This is a genomic window from Selenomonadales bacterium 4137-cl (assembly GCA_032334055.1).
Classification (GTDB): domain Bacteria; phylum Bacillota; class Negativicutes; order Sporomusales; family UBA7701; genus Anaeroselena; species Anaeroselena agilis.
Genome location: JAUOZS010000001.1, coordinates 403233 through 418626 on the forward strand (window position 1 = coordinate 403233; position 15394 = coordinate 418626).

15 protein-coding genes are annotated in these 15394 nt (G+C 60.0%); 10 read left to right on the forward strand and 5 right to left on the reverse strand.

The features are described 5' to 3' along the window. Positions 1-71 precede the first annotated feature (71 nt). Positions 72-659 carry a DJ-1/PfpI family protein gene (locus Q4T40_01975; protein ID MDT8900002.1) on the reverse strand — a complete coding sequence of 196 codons (588 nt, stop codon included), beginning with the start codon at positions 657-659 and terminating at the stop codon, positions 72-74. After that, positions 652-1263, reverse strand: a complete 612-nt coding sequence (locus Q4T40_01980) for a DJ-1/PfpI family protein (GenBank protein ID MDT8900003.1) — start codon at positions 1261-1263, stop codon at positions 652-654. The genes Q4T40_01975 and Q4T40_01980 overlap by 8 nt, the downstream gene beginning before the upstream one ends. A 120-nt stretch (positions 1264-1383) precedes the next feature. Between Q4T40_01980 and Q4T40_01985 the strand changes: the two genes are divergently transcribed. From Q4T40_01985 to Q4T40_02005, 5 genes are all read left to right on the forward strand, one after another. After that, on the forward strand, positions 1384-2292 hold the full coding sequence (locus Q4T40_01985; GenBank protein ID MDT8900004.1) for a LysR family transcriptional regulator: 909 nt from the start codon (positions 1384-1386) through the stop codon (positions 2290-2292). A gap of 122 nt (positions 2293-2414) precedes the next feature. Next, positions 2415-5615 (forward strand): S8 family serine peptidase, encoded by a 3201-nt coding sequence (locus tag Q4T40_01990; protein MDT8900005.1) that lies wholly within the window; start codon positions 2415-2417, stop codon positions 5613-5615. A 230-nt stretch (positions 5616-5845) separates the two neighbouring features. Beyond that, on the forward strand, positions 5846-6466 hold the full coding sequence (locus Q4T40_01995; GenBank protein ID MDT8900006.1) for a molecular chaperone TorD family protein: 621 nt from the start codon (positions 5846-5848) through the stop codon (positions 6464-6466). Between the two features lie 15 nt (positions 6467-6481). After that, positions 6482-7696, forward strand: coding sequence for a molybdopterin molybdotransferase MoeA (locus Q4T40_02000; protein ID MDT8900007.1), 1215 nt, complete (start codon positions 6482-6484; stop codon positions 7694-7696). A 119-nt stretch (positions 7697-7815) separates the two neighbouring features. Then, a complete protein-coding gene (locus Q4T40_02005) occupies positions 7816-9495 on the forward strand; it encodes an FAD-dependent oxidoreductase (GenBank protein MDT8900008.1) in 1680 nt (559 codons plus the stop codon). A 58-nt stretch (positions 9496-9553) separates the two neighbouring features. Here Q4T40_02005 and Q4T40_02010 read toward each other — a convergent pair whose 3' ends face one another. Continuing rightward, complete coding sequence (locus tag Q4T40_02010; GenBank protein ID MDT8900009.1) at positions 9554-10021, reverse strand: GerD family protein; 468 nt, start codon at positions 10019-10021, stop codon at positions 9554-9556. A 57-nt stretch (positions 10022-10078) separates the two neighbouring features. Beyond that, positions 10079-10738, reverse strand: coding sequence for a rhomboid family intramembrane serine protease (locus Q4T40_02015; GenBank protein MDT8900010.1), 660 nt, complete (start codon positions 10736-10738; stop codon positions 10079-10081). A gap of 129 nt (positions 10739-10867) precedes the next feature. Here Q4T40_02015 and splB point away from each other — a divergent pair, with 129 nt between their 5' ends. After that, entirely contained in the window at positions 10868-11893 is a 1026-nt protein-coding gene (gene splB, locus Q4T40_02020; GenBank protein ID MDT8900011.1) for a spore photoproduct lyase, read from the forward strand. Between the two features lie 40 nt (positions 11894-11933). Here splB and Q4T40_02025 read toward each other — a convergent pair whose 3' ends face one another. Continuing rightward, positions 11934-12347 carry a YckD family protein gene (locus tag Q4T40_02025; protein MDT8900012.1) on the reverse strand — a complete coding sequence of 138 codons (414 nt, stop codon included), beginning with the start codon at positions 12345-12347 and terminating at the stop codon, positions 11934-11936. A gap of 198 nt (positions 12348-12545) precedes the next feature. On the opposite strand from Q4T40_02025, the gene acpS reads away from it, so the two are divergent. The 4 genes from acpS (at position 12546) to Q4T40_02045 (ending at position 15317) form a co-directional block, all read left to right on the forward strand. After that, on the forward strand, positions 12546-12929 hold the full coding sequence (acpS, locus tag Q4T40_02030) for a holo-ACP synthase (protein MDT8900013.1): 384 nt from the start codon (positions 12546-12548) through the stop codon (positions 12927-12929). Next, positions 12926-14476, forward strand: coding sequence for an NAD(P)H-hydrate dehydratase (locus Q4T40_02035; protein MDT8900014.1), 1551 nt, complete (start codon positions 12926-12928; stop codon positions 14474-14476). The genes acpS and Q4T40_02035 overlap by 4 nt, the downstream gene beginning before the upstream one ends. 213 nt (positions 14477-14689) lie before the next feature. After that, a complete protein-coding gene (locus Q4T40_02040) occupies positions 14690-14965 on the forward strand; it encodes a ribbon-helix-helix protein, CopG family (protein MDT8900015.1) in 276 nt (91 codons plus the stop codon). 1 nt (position 14966) lies between these two features. Beyond that, positions 14967-15317 carry a type II toxin-antitoxin system PemK/MazF family toxin gene (locus Q4T40_02045; protein ID MDT8900016.1) on the forward strand — a complete coding sequence of 117 codons (351 nt, stop codon included), beginning with the start codon at positions 14967-14969 and terminating at the stop codon, positions 15315-15317. Positions 15318-15394: the final 77 nt, after the last annotated feature.

A 15394-nucleotide genomic window follows, 5' to 3' on the forward strand; every position in this document is an offset into this window, starting at 1 on the left:
ACCTAATCAGGCGCCAAACAACCAACCCCCGAAAGTCCTGTCAGGACTTTCGGGGGTTGGTTGTTAGATCGTCACCGCGACCGCCAGTCGCCGTATTCCATGTACCTGACGGTCTTGTCGGCGATATCTTTGCCGTATAGTTTCGTAACGATGTGAAATGACAGATCGATCCCCGCCGATATCCCGCCAGCGGTCATGATCTTTCCGTTATCGACAAACCTTTCGTCAGCGCGGATTATCGCCCGGGGAGCCAACTCAGCCAGGTGGCCGATGACCTGGTGATGGGTGGTCGCTTCAAGCCGGTCGAGCAGGCCGAGCACACCAAGGACTCTGGCGCCAGAGCAGACCGACATGGTGATTATGGCGTTCCGGTTCGTTGCGGCGACCCATTCCAGGACTGCCGGCTTGGCGATTTCCGCCCTCGTGCCCACGCCGCCGGGGACGACCAGAATATCGACCGGCGGGTGGCTATCGAACCCGTAATCCGGCAATACCGTCAGACCATTCACCGATTTCACCGCCGCTCCGCCTTCAGACACCGTGAAGACCTTGAACAGCTTGTAATCGTTCAGCTCGGCTGTCACCGAAAAAACCTCATACGGGCCGGCAAAATCAAGCAGCTCCATATCGTTAAATAAAAATATGCCGACGTTATTCATCAGCGTCCTTCTTGGGCCCAAACCCCATCAAATACTTTACTTTTTGGCAGTTTTCCGGCGACGTTAGCTTCTCAAGCAGCATAAAAGCCACATTCAAAGCGGTCGCCGGGCTGGACGAGGTAATAATGTTCCGGTCGCAGACAATCGGTTTTCTGACCAAATCCACACCGAAACGCGCCAACTGATTTTGCCGGTAGCCGTTATTCAGATGATAAGTGGTACCTTGGCGGCCGGTCAGAACGCCGCTTTTGCCCACAGGCAAAGCGCCGACGCAGATAGATGCGATGATTTTCCCCGCCTGGTCGAATTCCCGGATGGCGGCAAGAAAATCTTCGCTGAAAGCGTCGGCGTAAAAGCCTGCCGACTCGAACCCGCCGGGAATGGCGAGCGCGTCAAACATATTCGCGTTAACTTCGGCGAGCAGTATTTCAGGTGTCACGGTAAAATTCCAGGTACACTTCAGTTCCTTGTGAATACCGCAAGTTACAACCTCGATCGAACCGTCCCCCTCCAGCCTGTTCCAGCCCAGCACGTCGGTAAACACGCTGGCCTCATAAGCCTCGAAGCCGTTCGCCAGCAAAAGCAGCACTTTTTTTGAATCCATCGTCTCGCCGCCTTTTATATGGAATTTTTCTGTAATTCATCGTATCATATAAGCAGTTGATGATAAAATTGAATAATCGGAATATGACGTTCGAAATTTTTGAACTGGAGAAATCGATCGATGGAATTCCGCCAACTGAAAACCTTTGCGGCTATCGCCCAATTGGGCAGTTTTGTGCAAGCGGCCGATGCGCTGGGTTACGCTCAATCCACCATAACGAACCATGTTCAGACGCTGGAAAGCGAACTGGGAGTAAGGCTGTTTGAACGCCTGGGACATCGGGTGATACTGACTGCCCAGGGAAAAACGCTGCTCCCGTACGCGGAACAAGTAATCAAGCTAACTGCCGAGGCGGCGAAAGTCGTGGATGATCCCGCTATTCCCCAAGGCGCGTTGACCATCGGCACCAACGAATCGTTAGGCGCCTACCGGCTGCCGGCGGTACTTAAAGAATACCGGGCGGCTTATCCGAAAGTGGAACTGATCCTGAAATTTGTAAATTGCGACGTAATTTTCGATGACCTCCGCAAAGGCAAGATTGATGTGGGCGTGATCATCAATAACAAGGTTAGGGAAGACGACCTTGTCGCAGAAACGATTTGCCAGGAACAAATGCTGTTCCTGGCAGCCCCTGACCATCCACTGGCGCGGCAGGAAACGGCGGGACCGGATGACCTGGCCCGAGCATGCGTAATCCTCACCGAGACTGGCTGCAGTTACCGGCTGACGATGGAGAAAATCTTCAAGGACTCGCGGGCGACCCCCCAATCCACCCTTGAGGCCAGCAGTATCGAAACAATAAAACAACTTATCATGCTCGGGCTGGGGATCTCAATGCTGCCCCGCTTCACGGTGGAAAAAGAACTGTCCGAGGGACGGATACGAGCCATCCGCTGGGGCGGGCCCATCCCCGACTACACAGTGCAACTGCTGTACCACAAAGATAAATGGCTTTCTCCCTCCCTCGGGGCGTTTCTCCAGACGGTGCGCAGCCGGTGGCCCGCGATACCCGCCGATACGTACGATTGACGTGAGCCGGCCATGATAATATACTTGGAATTGTCTGAAAAGGAGGGGCGCTTGTCGCTGCAAGGCATCGGCTTTTCTTCAACAAACCGGAGGTGGGGAGAATCAGACGGATATTCAAATATTTGATTTTACTGTTTATAATCATACTGTCGCTAAGTTCGGGCCGCCCCGCCGAATGCTCAACCGCCGACCAGTTCAAAACAGCGGAATACTACGCCAGCACCGGTCTGAACCTGATCAACGCCGCGGACGCTTACGCCCTCGGTTATACCGGTCGAGGGGTTGTCCTGGGGATCTGTGACGATTATGTAAAACTCAGCCATCCCGAGTTCGCGGGTAAGTTGAATTCCTCGACCGTCCTGCTCGTGCCGGCGGGCTTCGATTGGACGAGAAACAGTCACGGCACGCACGTCGGCGGCATCATGGCCGCGGCCAGAAACAACGTCGGCATGCACGGGGTGGCTTTCGACGCCGATTTGCTATCCGGCGACCCGTTCGGGAGCCCTTTCGATATTCGGCTCTCATACGCCGCCTTTAATCGCAACAGCGGTGTGAAAATCATCAACAACAGTTGGGGAACCGATTATTACATCGACGAGATCGGCGGCGGCAAGGCGGCGGTTTTGGCGCTCTTTGCCCAAAAAACCGACAAGCCGCTGCCCACGCTGGAGAACAGCATAACCGATTACGACAAGGTTTTGGTTTTTGCCGCAGGCAACAACGGTCACACGACCCCCGGCGGCGAAAGCATGCTCGCTTACCTGAAGCCGCAGACTGCCGGCAATTTTATCAACGTCATGCTGGTCGATCCGGCGAAATTCGATACCGCGACCAAAACCGCGGGAAGCAGCTTCGTCGGTATTTTCAGCGACCTTGTCAAATATGGGGAAGAAAACAGTGTCGCCGCGCCGGGCCTTCGAATCAATTCGACCTATGCAGCCAATGATTCGTACATCACCATGTCAGGCACCTCTATGGCCGCGCCCTACGTCGCCGGCACGGCGGGACTGGTGCAGCAGGCGTTCCCCTATATGGGCGGCAGGCAGATCGTCGACACTGTCTTATCGACGGCGGACAAGACCTTCACTCTGCCCGGCTATACGGTCACCGTCCAGGAGGATTATGCCGATCCGTCTGATCCGGGCTCCGGGAGAGACCGCCGCAATATCAATCTGTTCTATTTCGGAAGCAAGCCGGACGCCGCGACGATAACGCAGCACCTACGGCAGTATTATAGCGAAAACGAGCAGCAACTGCGCGCCTGGTACGGCTTTGCCACGGCTGACCAGTTCGTCGCCGCGACGATAAAAATCTACGATAATGTCCCGCGGGAAATGATCTTCGGTCAGGGCCTGCTCAATGCCGGCGCCGCGGTCCGCGGCCCGGGGCTGCTGAACGCGCGCCGCATGGACGGGAGCAGCTACAGCCCCGCCGCGGAGTACGGCAGGGCACAGGCGCTCTATGCGGTTGACACGCAGGGCTATGACAGCATATGGAGCAACGATATCGGCGAAACGCGCGCCGGCTTGCTCGCCTCCGACAGCGCGTACGAAGACCTCCGCCGGATCTACGCGTACTACATACAAGGCGACAATTTTTACGGCTTCCACCAGGGACAGGACTATATCGACGAATACAACGCCAGAGTCGCGGCGAACGGCCTGCAAGGCCTGCCGGTAGGATTGCTGAAACGGGGGCGGGGGACGCTCGCCCTCACCGGCGACAACACCTATCAGGGCAGCAGCGTCGCCGCCGGCGGAACGCTGCAGATCGACGGCCGGGTGGCCGGGGACGCTTTCAGCGTCGAAACAGGAACAATCGCCGGCTCGGGCATCATAAAAGGAAACCTGTATAACCGGTCAACCGTGCAGGCCGGCAGCTACGGCAATCCCGGAACGCTTACGGTGGAGGGGAATTTCGCGAGCACGGGAAAAATCGCCGTCGCCGCAACGGGCAGCGCCAACGGCAAAATAACCGTGCTGGGCTCGGCCGGCATCGACGGTACGGCGTTCGCACCGGTAGCGGGCAGTGTATACCGCCCGGGCGCCTCGTACGAGATTTTGACGGCCGGCAGCATCACCGGGAGCTTTACCGCCGCGGCCTTCACGGGCATGCTGAGCGCCGGGGGCAGCCACGACGGAACCAGCGCACGGCTTTTGCTTACGAGAGAAAATAACCTCGCAACCCCCAATGCCAGCCAACTGCAGGTATATCGGCGGATGGAAGCCATGTACGACCGGCTGGCCGGGCAGGCAGCGCAGCGTCAACTGGACCCCCTGTATAGCCTGAGCGCGGCTGAAGCCAAGCAGGCCCTGACGGAAATATACGGAGGTGCGCAGCTCAACCAGGCCGGCTTCACGCAGCAGAGCGTGACGGTAGGCAGCGCGGTCGCAGCGAGGATGAACTACGTCAAACACCGGCAGGACACGACCGTTTCCTTCAAAATCTCCGGCTTTGCGGAGGGCGACTTCGAAGCCCGGGCGGTCATACCGCTGGAACTCGACGACAATGACAGCTGGTGGCTGAAACTGACCAGGAACTGGGGCGAGATCGACGCTCAAAACGACAGCCCCGGCATAAAGAATCAGAGCTTCGGCCTCATATTGGGCCGGGACAGGCAGGCGGGCAACCACTGGCGAACCGGAATGCTCGTGGCGTTCGGCAACAACGACACAAGCTCGGACATAGCGAGAACCGGGAGCAAGGACTATCGCGTAGGGGTTTACGCCGGCTACGACAAAGGTGCGGTTAATATCAGCACCTGTTTGGATTACGGACACCAGACCAACAGCGCGACGCGCTACCTGAGACAACTCGGCTTGCAGGCAACCAGCAGCTATGGCAGCCGGACGCTCGCCTTCGGTGCGGAAGCGAAATACAACCTGTCGTATGCGAAGGAAAAAGATTGGGATATAAGCCCGTATGTAAGCTTTAATGTCACAAGGTACATCCAGGACAGCTACGGCGAAAGCGGGGCGGGAATCTACAGCCAGCAGGCCGACGGCCTGAAAAACACCTACAGCACGGGACAATTCGGTCTGGAAATAGGGAGACAGCTGCCGAAAGGACGGTATGCGCTGAAAATCGGCTACGAAAAAGTGTTTGGCGGCAGTAATCCGGAAATGACGGTCGCCTATAGCGGCAACCCGGGTGAAAAACTGACCATCAGCGGCGGCGAGCAGGACAGGGAATATTTCGTTCTGGGAATAAGCGCCCAAGGATATCTCGGCGACAACTGGAAGATAGAGGGAGAAGTGACAAGAGCGGCCGGCAGGCACAGCAGACACTTAAATGCGTCCCTCATGGCATGCCGCTACTGGTAAGAGAATACCGCCAGAACCGGGCGGATAGATCCGGCGACGCCCTGCGCAAAGAGAGTTCGGCAATAGCTGAACTCTCTTTTGCCATTTGCCCGATTCTGGATATAATAACTTGGTTATGGCGACGTTATCAGCGGCGCGGGGAATCGTCCGGCGTCCGGGAGGAAAGGCAGGATGACAGGGGGCGGGTGGCGAAAGATGGTAATGAAGGTTTAAGCAGAAGGAGTGGCAGGATGGAAAAAACAGCATACAGAAAAGGCGTTCTGGCGATTTTGGCGGAGTTGTTGCAAGAGCCCACCGACGACACTGTCGGCGAGTTGCCGGCGATGGTCAAATATCTTCACGAGGCCTTCGCAGCCCTCGAATATCCGGTGCCCCTCCTGGCCTACAGCGATTGGCCGAAGCTGGCCGGCGGCCGCGAGGCCCTGGCGCTGGCCTATAATCAAAGCTTCGTCTTTCCGCCGGAAACGCGGGTGGTGCCGGTTGAATCCATATATCGGCAATGGACCAGCGACTCTAGCGCCCAGGTGCCGTTCGCCAAAGAAAAAGGCTATCTGATGAGCGACGCAGCCCTTCACATGAAGGCGCTGTACGAAAGCTACGGCCTCGAGTTGCCGCCCGCTTTCAGCGCCACGCCCGACCATCTGGGGCTGGAGCTGGAGTTTGCCGTCTTTCTGCTTGAAAACGAAGCGGCGGAGCGCCAGGCGGTTTTTTGGCGGGAACATCTCGACTGGGTCGACGAACTCGCCGACGAAGCGGAAAAAAACGGCATACCGGCCTTCTACCGCCAGGTGCTCAAGGTGATCGCCGCTTTTCTCCGCGCCGACCGGGAAAACTACGAACAGGTTAAGTGACTGGAGGTGGGATTTGTGGCCGTTTCCCTGGATATGGCTCAGGATAAACTTCTCAAAACAGTTCAGCCCCTCGCCGCCGAAGAGGTGGCGCTCGCGGACTGCTGGCGGCGGGTGCTGGCCGGCGAAATCGTCGCCGACACCGATTTTCCGCCTTTTGACAGATCGCCGCTCGACGGCTATGCGCTCATCGCCGCCGACGTCGCCGAAGCTTCCCCGCAGCAGCCGGTAGTGCTTGAGGTCGTGGACGACATTCCGGCCGGCAATGTACCGCGGGTCGCGGTGCGGCCGGGCACAGCCGCCAAAATAATGACCGGGGCGCCGGTGCCTGAGGGCGCCACCGGCGTGGTGCGGCGGGAGGACGTCCGTGAAGAGGAAGGCCGGGCGACAGTCTTCGCCGGCGCCGGCGTGGACAACAACCTTTGCCGGCGTGGCGAGGAAATCGCCGCCGGCGAAAAAGTCATCACGGCCGGCACGGTCGTGAACGCCGGCGTCATGGGGCTGCTCGCCCTTCTCGGCGTGGCGCGCCCGCGGGTATATAAACAGCCGCGGGTTGCCCTGCTGGCCACCGGCAGCGAGGTCGCCGACATCGAAGCGCCGCTTAAGCCAGGCGCAATCCGCAACTCCAACAGCTACATGCTGGCCGCCCAGGTGCGCGACGCCGGCGCGGAACCGGTCCTGTTCGGCATCGCCCGCGACGAAATTGCGGCGATAATAACCCGGTTGTCGGACGCTGCCGACTGTGACCTGATCGTGACCACCGGCGGGGTCTCCGCCGGCGACTACGACCTGGTCGCCGACGTATACCGGGAAATGGGGATCGACGTCCTGTTCGACCGGGTGGGAATAAAACCGGGAATGCCGGTGCTGGCAGGCCTTAAGGCAGGCAAACTTTACATCGGATTGTCCGGCAACCCCGCCGCGGCCAGCGTGGCGTTCGAACAGATTGTCCGCCCGGTGCTGCTCAAAATGGGCGGCAGGCGCGAGTGGTGGCGGCCGCGGGCCAAAGCGCTGCTGACCGCTCCCTTCACGAAACCGTCGGGTGCGACGCGGTTCGTCTGGGCCGCCTGCCGGCCGGTGAACGGCGGCCTGACGGTCGAACCGTTGCCGCTGCAGGGCAACGGCATGCTCAAATCGGCGGTAACCGCCAACGCGATGATCGTCATCCCGGCCGGCAGCCCGCCGCTCGCCGCCGGCAGCGTTGTGGAGGTCTGCCTGCTGGCTGACCTATAAGCTTTCCCTGATGCCGGAATAAAAAAGTCAATACGCTAATTCCGAGTGATTCATTGACTTTAAACAAGCGGGCAACATACAATCGAAAATGAAGTCCAGCGGTACAAGGGGGTTTGTTTATGAATATCGTGATTATCGGCGGCGTCGCCGCAGGGCTTAAAGCTGCGGCCAAAGCGCGGCGCGTCGATCCGGCCGCGCGGATAACGGTGGTCGAGAAAGGCAAGATGATCTCCTACGGGGCCTGCGGCCTACCGTATTACGTGGCCGGCGACGTCCAGGACATCAACCAGTTGATGACCACTCCCGCCGGCGCCTTGCGCAATCAGGCCTTTTTCAAGAACGTGAAGGACATCGACGTGTTGACCGAGACATTGGCCACCGGCATCGACAGGGCCGCCAAAGAAGTGACGGTCAAAGACCTGACCAGCGGCGAGGAGCGAAAACTTCCCTACGACAAACTCGTCATCGCCACCGGCGCCGTGCCGGTCAAACCGCCGCTGCCGGGCATCGAACTGGCCAACGTACACCAACTGTGGCACCCCGACGACGCCAAAGCGGTGCGGGCGGGGCTCGAACGGGGCAAATTCACGAACGCCGTCATCATCGGCGCCGGCCTTGTGGGGCTGGAAATGGCTGAAGCCCTCAAACTGTGGGAGGTCAACGTCACCGTCGTCGAAATGCAGAACCAGATGTTCCCCGCGTTCCTCGACGAGGAAATCGCCGGCTCGGTGGCCAAATACGCCCGACAACAGGGCCTGACAATTCTGACCGGCGAGAAGGTCGAAAAATTCACCGGCGACGGGGCGGTTGAAGCCGTAGTCACCGACAAGCGCACCATCCCGGCCGACCTCGTCATCCTCTCCATTGGCGTCAGGCCGAACGTCGAGCTGGCCAAAAGCGCCGGCCTCGCCATCGGCCCGACCGGAGCGATCGCGGTCAACGAAAACCTTCTCACCAGCGACCCCGACATCTACGCCGGCGGCGACTGCGTCGAAAACACCCACATTATTTCCGGCGAAAAGATTTTCACCCCGATGGGCTCTACGGCCAACAAGCACGGCCGCATCATCGGCGACAACCTTGGCGGCGGCGACGAGAAATTCCGCGGCGTCCTCGGCACGGTAGTCGTCAAGGTTATGGACATGAACGTCGGCAAAACGGGTCTCACCGAGCGGGACGCCAAACGCCTCGGCTACGATTACGTCACCGCCATGGTCGGCGGCCACGACCGTCCCCATTACATGCCCGGGGCCAAGATCATCACCGTCAAGCTCATCGTCGAGGCCAAATCCGGACGAATCCTCGGCGCCCAGGCTATCGGCGAAGGCGAAGTGGCCAAACGCATCGACATCGTCGCCACCGCCATCACCCTCGGCGGAACCGTCAACGACCTGTTCGACATTGACGTAGCCTACGCGCCGCCCTACAACTCGCCGATCGACAACGTAGCGGTCGCCGCGCTGGCCGTCCTCAACAAGCTGGCCGGCAGGCTCAAAGGCATCTCCTCGCTGACCGCCAAAGGGAAAATCGACGCCGGCAAAACGGTATTCCTCGACGTCCGCACCCCTGACGAATGCAAGCAGCAGGGGCGGCTGGTCTGCCCGAGTGTCAAGTACATCCCGCTGGGACAGCTCCGCAGCCGCCTGGCCGAACTGAACAAAGACGACGAGATTGTCGCCTTTTGCAAGATCAGCCTGCGGGGCTACGAAGCCGCCCTCATCCTCGAAGGCGAAGAATTTAAAAACGTGCAGGTGATGGAAGGCGGCATCAACGCCTGGCCCTTCGAATGCGAGAAATAAGCCCGGTTGTCTAAAAAGTCCAAACATAAAAAGAGCCGTTGTTACGGCTCTTTTTGCGTTAATAATACGGTTCCGCCGCCGGCGCGGCCGGCTGGGGGTCCCAGACGATCGACGAGGACAGGATGGTAAGTGTTTTCATCTCCGGGGTATCCTTGACGATATCGAGAACGGCGGCGCGGAACTCGGGCACTTCCATCAGCTTCAGAATGGCGACGCGCATCTCGGGGGACTGGATATTCTCCGCCAGGGCCTTGACCATCTCCGGCGACTTTATCATCTCGGCCAGACGGGCCTTGCCCTCGGGAGACCGGAGGTAAAGCATGACCTGCTGCTTGACCGCGGCCTGGACTTCGGGATTATTGAGGCCGGTCTCGATAAGCGTCGCGACCATCTTCTGATCCGGGGCGACGCGCTGGCCGATGATGAAAGTATTGAAAAAAATGGCTGCCGTAAGCCACAGCCCCGCGATGACGACGAGCCCGGTGGTAAGCCCGGCCGCCAGCCAGGGCGACAGTTTCTGCAACACAGCGACAACTCCTTTGCCGTTATGCAGATAGGTTGGCCGGGAAGCCGCCCGTTTATACTACGCCTTGAAGATTCTGACCAACAGGAAACCGGCTGCGAAGCCGCCGATATGAGCCCACCAGGCAATACCCGCGCCGGCCGTAAACAGGGCCAGGGCGCCTTGCTGGAGCTGGATGAAGAACCACAGCGGCAGGAAAAGCAGGGCCGGGATCTGGAGAATGGGGAAGATCGGGAAAAGGGGTATGAGCGTGGCGATGCGGGCCCGCGGGAAAAGCATCAGATAACCGCCCAGCACGCCGGAAATCGCGCCGCTGGCGCCGATGGTGGGGATGGTGGAGCCGGGATCGACGATAATCTGGGCGGCGTTCGCGATCACGCCGCACAGGACATAGAACAGGAAAAAACGGATTTTCCCCAGGCAATCCTCGATATTATCGCCGAAAATCCATAAATACCACATATTGCCCAGAATGTGCATCCACCCGCCGTGGAGAAAGAGATTGCTGACCAGCGGCAGGTAAGTGGCATACTGGAAAGGCTCGCGGGCAAACCGGGCGATAAAATCCGCCGGCACAAGCCCCCAGGTCTTGATGAAGCCGCCCAGGGCCGCTTCACCGAGGATCAGCTCCTGATAGAAAAAATAAAAATTGGCGACGATGAGCGCGACCGTCACCAGCGGCCGGGAACGGGAAGGAATGTTGTCGCGGAGGGGAAACATGCAGCCAGCCTCCAATAAGGGTATTTATATATATTCTACTGTCCGGGCGCCGCTTTCGCCAGTGCTGGCGGAAAATTTCCCTTTGCCGCGGGGATACTATCAGCGACAAAACGCGCGGGAGGTTGATGTATGCAAAGATTTGTTCCCGCCAGGGCCTATTTCGAACCGGCCGCCATGGAATATCCCCTGGGGCGAAAGCTCTACGACAGTCTGCGGGCGATGAAAGTGCCGGTCCAGCTCACCGGTTCGCACAACCGGGTGACCGGGCTGCCGGGGAAAACCGCGGGGGAGGCTTATCGCGAGGCCAAGCGGACCCTGGTGGTCGGGGTGAGAAAGAGCGCCGACTTCGCCACCTGCAAGCCGTCCGCCAACTATCAGCTGCCGCTCAACACCAGCTGCCCCGGAATGTGCGAATACTGCTACCTTGCCACCACCCTGGGACGACGCCCCTATCTCAGGGTTTACGTAAACATCGAGGATATCCTGGCGAAAGCCGGCGCCTACATGGCGGCCCGCGCCCCGCAAATAACCGTCTTCGAAGGCGCGGCGACCTCCGACCCCATCCCCACCGAATACCTGACCGGCCTCTTGCGGACCACGATTGAGTTTTTCGGGCGCCAGCCCCTGGGCCGCTTCCGCTTCGTCACCAAGCACGACGACGTGGCGCCGCTCCTGGACGCCGCGCACAACGGGCACACCCGCTTCCGCTTCAGCCTCAACGCCGCGCCCATAATAAGCAAATACGAGCACCGCACCCCCGGTCTGACGGAAAGGATTGCGGCGGCGGCGCGGGTGGCCGGAGCGGGATACCCGCTGGGCTTCATCATCGCCCCTATCTTCCACTACCCCGCCTGGCGGGAAGACTACGGCGACCTCTTCCGGAGCCTGGCCGCGGCCCTGCCCGCGTCGGCCGCCCAAGACCTCACCTTCGAACTCATCACCCACCGCTTCACCAAACGGGCCAAAGCCAACATCGCCGCCGTCTTTCCCGAGACCAGCCTGCCGCTGGACGAAGAAGAACGCAAGTACAAATACGGTCAGTTCGGCTACGGCAAATACATCTATGACACCGAAACAATGCGGGCCATCGGCGACTATATCTACGAGCAAGTGGCCGCAAACTTCCCTGCGGCCAAAGTGGAATATTTCGTATAAGAAAAGGCCCTTGCTGACGCAAGGGCCTTTTCTTCAAACGCTATTGGTTGGGAGTCGGCTGCTGCCAGCAGGGGCCGTTCCCGGGACCGAAGCCCTGGCCGTTCCCTGGGCCGGATCCGGGGCCTCTGCCCCAATGGCCTCTGCCGAAGCCCCTGCCCATCATGCCGGGGCCATACCCCTGGCTCATCCGATCCTTCATCCAGGCGATCCGCTGATCGGCCTGTTCCTGGGTCATATAGCCGAAGTCAACGTACTTCTGCATGATCGCTTTCCTGGTCTCGAACAGTTGGTCATACAGCGGGGCGAGTTCCTTCTTCTGGTCGTCGGTAAGGGTGATCGCCTGGCGCTGCTGGCCGAAAGGCGGGGTCTGCGCGGGGGCGGCGCTGGCGACCAGCGAGGCGGCCACCACCAGAACCATGGCTGCGAGGGTTACATAGGCGATTGTCTTTTTCATGGCTGTTCCTCCTTGAGGTTTATTTGCTTTTATTATAAAAAACCAGTTTGGCAAAAATATGGCGCAGATGTGACAAAAATGTGAAACATACCGACCGGCCAACAGGGAAAATTACCCATGGCGGCAGGGAATGACCCGCCGGAAACGGAATAATAGACCATACTTACTTCGAACTTACTCCGAAACGAGGTGGCCCGCGTGATAGTGGGTATCGGCATCGACATCATCGACATCGACCGCGTCGGCTTGGCTGTCGAGCGGGGCGGCTTCGCCCGCCGCGTCTTCACCGCCGCCGAGCGCGAATACTGCGACGGGCGGGGCGTGCAGCGGCCCGCTTCCTACGCCGCCCGCTTCGCCGGCAAAGAGGCCGTGATGAAAGCGTTTGGCACCGGTCTGTCGGCGGGAACCTGGCAGGACATCGAGATATTGTCCGGCCCGAACGGGCGGCCGGAGGTAAAACTCCACGGCAACTTCGCGCACCTCGCCGAACAGCTGGGCGTAACGGCTGTCCACGTATCGCTTAGCCACGCCCGCGACTACGCGGCCGCCCAGGCCGTCCTGTGGGGAGGCGGAGAACGTTGAAAATCGCGACAGCGCCGGAAATGCGCCGGATCGACGAACGGGCCGCGAACGAATACGGCCTCGCTGGTCTCGCCCTGATGGAGAACGCGGGTGGCGAGGTGGCCCGCAAGGTCGCCGACATCCTCGGCGGCGCGGCCGACAAAAAAGTATGCATTTTCTGCGGTAAAGGCAACAACGGCGGCGACGGCTTCGTAGCCGCCCGCCACCTGGCAGCGCGGGGCGCCAAAGTCAAGGTCTTCCTGCTGGGGGTGAAAACCGCCGTCGGCGGTGACGCCCTCGCCAACCTCGGCATCCTCCTGAAGATGGGGGCCGAAGTGATCGAAATCGCCGGCGAGCGGGACTGCGACAAAGCGGCCCTGGCGACCGCCTTCGCCGACTGCCTGGTCGACGCCCTGCTCGGCACAGGCTTCAGCGGCGAAGTAAGCGGCGACCTGGCCGCAGTCGTCAAAATAATCAACGCCGCCGGCAAGCCCGTCGTCGCCGTCGACATCCCCACCGGCATCGACGCCGACACCGGACGGGTACGGGGCGTGGCCGTCAGCGCCGCCCACACCGTCACCTTCGGCCTGCCGAAACCGGGGCTGCTTTTTCAGCCCGGCGCGGCCCACGCCGGCACAGTAACGGTCGTCGATATCGGGCTGCCGGCCGCTCTCCTCGCTGACGCCGGCATGCGTCAGAACGCCGTCACCGCCACGCTCGTCCGACGCCTGCTGCCGCCGCGCCGTCCCTGGGCCCACAAAGGCACCGGCGGCCGGGTCGCGCTCGTCGCCGGGTCGCCGGGTCTCACCGGAGCGGCCGCCCTCGCGTCCATGGCGGCGGTGCGCGCCGGGGCCGGCCTGGTCACGGTGGGCATCGCCGCCGGCCTCAACGCCATAATGGAAGTCAAACTCACCGAAGTTATGACCAAGCCGCTGCCGGAGGAAACATGCGGCATCATCGGGCCGGCGGCGGTCGAAGAAATCGCCGCCATCGCCGAAACCGCCGACGTCCTGGCCATCGGCCCGGGGCTCGGCCGTGCCGCCGAAACCGTTGACGCGGTGCGGGAAATCGTCCGGAACGTCCGCTGCCCGCTTGTCATCGACGCCGACGGCCTGAACGCCCTTGCCGGCCACACCGAAAGCCTGCTGGAAACAGAAGCCCTCGCCGTCCTGACGCCCCATCCGGGCGAACTCGCCCGCCTGACCGGACGCCCCCTGCCGGTCATCAACGCCGACCGTCTCGGGGCGGCCCGGGACGCGGCCACCGGCCTCGGCGCCATCGTCGTGCTCAAGGGACCGGGCACAGTCATAGCATATCCTGACGGTGAAGCCTTCATCAACACCACCGGCAACGCCGCTCTCGCCACCGGCGGCACCGGCGACGTCCTCACCGGCGTTATCGCCGCCCTCGTCGCCCAGGGCCTTACCAGCCATGACGCCGCCGTTGCCGGCGTCTACCTGCACGGCCTGGCCGGCGAATTGGCGGCCGGCGCGCGCCTCGCCGGCATGGCGGCCGGTGACCTCCTGCCGGCGCTGCCGGCGGCCATCGCCTCCCTGCACGGCGGCTGAACGAGTTTGCCAACATTTGCGCTTAACGGCATAATTTGCGACTTGCCAATGCATACTTAACCATGATACAGTACAAGCGGGAATCCAGCGATTGACAGGCATAAAACCGTTTCGCCGTATATCAACCTCATTGACATTCGTATATCAATACTCATATAATGATTATATATTACAGTTGTATCGACGTGCATAACCTGAGGCGGGGGTGATGGTGTGGCCGAGTTAAAGCGTATCATGATAAGCATCCCTAACAGTCTTCTGCAGGAAGTCGACGGCTTTATCGCCATGGAGAAGCTCAGTCGGAGCCAGTTCGTGCGGGAAGCCATGCGCCTCTATATCGAGGAACGCAAACGCAAGGCTGTCAGGGATTCGATGCGCAAAGGCTATCAGGAAATGGCCGTCATCAACCTGGCCCTGGCCGAAGAAGGCCTCACCGCCGACGTGGAAGTGTACGAGATGATGCCCACCTTGCTAGTGGAGCGTGAATAGGATGATCGTTAAGCGCGGGGACATTTATTATGCAAACCTGAGTCCGGTGGTCGGATCTGAACAGGGTGGACACCGGCCCGTGCTGGTCATTCAGAACGATGTTGGCAATAAATACAGTCCTACCGTGATCGTCGCCGCCATCACCTCCCAGATTTCCAAGGCGAAATTGCCAACCCACGTTGAGATCAGCGCCAAACAGTTCAACCTCGACAAAGATTCGGTAATACTGCTGGAACAGCTCAGAACAATCGATAAACGCCGCTTGAAAGAGAAAATCACTCATTTGAGCGAAGAAATCATGACGAAAGTGGACGAGGCCATCAGGATAAGCCTGGGGCTCATTCTGCTTTGACCTGAGGATAGGCGCGCGTGTGCCTATTTTTTTAATTTGCCGTCGGGTTACACAACTAAGCGACATATCACGAACAG

Bases quoted from the DNA above. Each gene is read 5' to 3' on its own strand.
- Q4T40_01995 (MDT8900006.1), top strand. From the start codon at position 5,846: ATGGAAAAAACAGCATACAGAAAAGGCGTTCTGGCGATTTTGGCGGAG.
- Q4T40_02045 (MDT8900016.1), top strand. From the start codon at position 14,967: ATGATCGTTAAGCGCGGGGACATTTATTATGCAAACCTGAGTCCGGTG.
- Q4T40_01980 (MDT8900003.1), bottom strand. From the start codon at position 1,263: ATGGATTCAAAAAAAGTGCTGCTTTTGCTGGCGAACGGCTTCGAGGCT.
- Q4T40_02005 (MDT8900008.1), top strand. From the start codon at position 7,816: ATGAATATCGTGATTATCGGCGGCGTCGCCGCAGGGCTTAAAGCTGCG.
- splB (MDT8900011.1), top strand. From the start codon at position 10,868: ATGCAAAGATTTGTTCCCGCCAGGGCCTATTTCGAACCGGCCGCCATG.
- Q4T40_01985 (MDT8900004.1), top strand. From the start codon at position 1,384: ATGGAATTCCGCCAACTGAAAACCTTTGCGGCTATCGCCCAATTGGGC.
- Q4T40_01975 (MDT8900002.1), bottom strand. From the start codon at position 659: ATGAATAACGTCGGCATATTTTTATTTAACGATATGGAGCTGCTTGAT.
- Q4T40_02015 (MDT8900010.1), bottom strand. From the start codon at position 10,738: ATGTTTCCCCTCCGCGACAACATTCCTTCCCGTTCCCGGCCGCTGGTG.
- Q4T40_02025 (MDT8900012.1), bottom strand. From the start codon at position 12,347: ATGAAAAAGACAATCGCCTATGTAACCCTCGCAGCCATGGTTCTGGTG.